The following is a 1,328-nucleotide window of genomic DNA, read 5'->3' as shown; positions in this document are numbered from 1 at the left end:
CGCGCATGAAACGCACCAGGTGGACGAGGCGGGCCCGCGCCGTCTCGGCCAGCGCCTGCCGGTCGGCCGCGCCGAGCCCGTACGCGTCGGCGAACAGCCGCAGCCGCCTCGCCTGCTCCTCCACCGGGTGCGCGCCGACGTGGCCGGGGTCGTGGAGCGGAACGAACCGGTAGGCGGCGTAGGCGGCGTCCCAGACGCGCGGTCCCGGGTGCGCGGTGTCGAAGTCGATGAGCGCCACCGGCCGCCCGCCCTCGAACACGCAGTTGTACGGCGCGACGTCCCCGTGGCAGATCACCTCGGCCGGTTCGACCGGCGGGAAGTACCACACGGCGTCCGGCGGGGCCGGGAAGCCGGTCGTGGCGTCGTGGTAGGCGCGTAGCAGCCGGGCCACGCCCGTCAGCGCCTCGTCGGCCCGCGCCCAGCCGGGCAGCGGGTGGTCGGCGGTCTGCCCCGGCACGAAGTCGAGGATCTCCCGGCCCTGGTCGTCGAAGCCGTGGCCGCGCGGGGCTCCGGTGAACCCGCGGACGGCCAGGTGACGCAGCAGCGCCTGCACGGCCGGGCTCCAGGGGCCGGCCGGGCGGCGTACGGTGTCGCCTGACCTGACCACGTGGTTGACGCCGCCGCCGGTCAGCACCTCTTCGTCCGGCACCGGCCCTCCTTGATCGCGTCCGGTCAGTGTGCCACGGGGCTCAGAGCCCGCGCGCGCCCTTTACCCGCCGGGCCGTCAGGTCACCGGCCCCCGGCGGTCAGCGCCGCGCGCGGAAGGCCACGGCCGTGGTCGAGGTGATCGCCGTCACCAGGACGACCGTGAGCAGGACGGTGTTCATCGGGTTGGGCCGCCGGGCCGGGGGTTCGAGCCGCTTGAGGTGCGACCTGGCCGTCGGGGTCGGGGTGGGCGTCGGCGTGGGTGTGGGGGTCGGCGTGGGCACCACCTGCACCGGCACCACGGGCGGCGCCACGCGCGCCGCCGAGCTGCGCACCGCCCTGGGCGCTGGACGCGGGCACTCCCCCACCTGGACGCCGCCCGCGCACACCCCGTCGGGGTAGACGGTCACGTGCGGCACCGTGACCTCGGGCCTGGCCCGCCGGTCGGCGCGCGGCATCGAGATCGACACCCTGGGACGGGGCGTACGTTGCACCGCCACCCGCGGCACCTTGACCGTGGGCCCCACGGTGACGCCCTTGGGCGGGGCGGGCCGTCGTACGGAGAGTTTGGGGACCGGCCGTGGCTTGCGCGGCCGCCCGGTGGACGGCACCAGGCCGCCCCCCGGCACCTTGCCGACGGCGCGCACTCGCGCCGTCCCGGGCAGCCGATCGGCCGGTCGCAC

2 protein-coding genes are annotated in these 1,328 nt (G+C 76.9%); both read right to left on the bottom strand.

The features are described 5' to 3' along the window. A partial coding sequence (locus ABD844_RS40940) for a phosphotransferase (protein ID WP_344890962.1) occupies positions 1 to 649 on the bottom strand: 649 nt, incomplete at its 3' end. A 97-nt stretch (positions 650 to 746) separates the two neighbouring features. Continuing rightward, positions 747 to 1,328 (bottom strand): hypothetical protein (locus ABD844_RS40935; protein WP_344890959.1); only part of this gene is annotated, 582 nt, incomplete at its 5' end.

It is taken from the genome of Nonomuraea antimicrobica, from assembly GCF_039536965.1.
GTDB lineage: Bacteria > Actinomycetota > Actinomycetes > Streptosporangiales > Streptosporangiaceae > Nonomuraea > Nonomuraea antimicrobica.
This window is presented reverse-complemented; position numbering and strand designations above follow the sequence as displayed.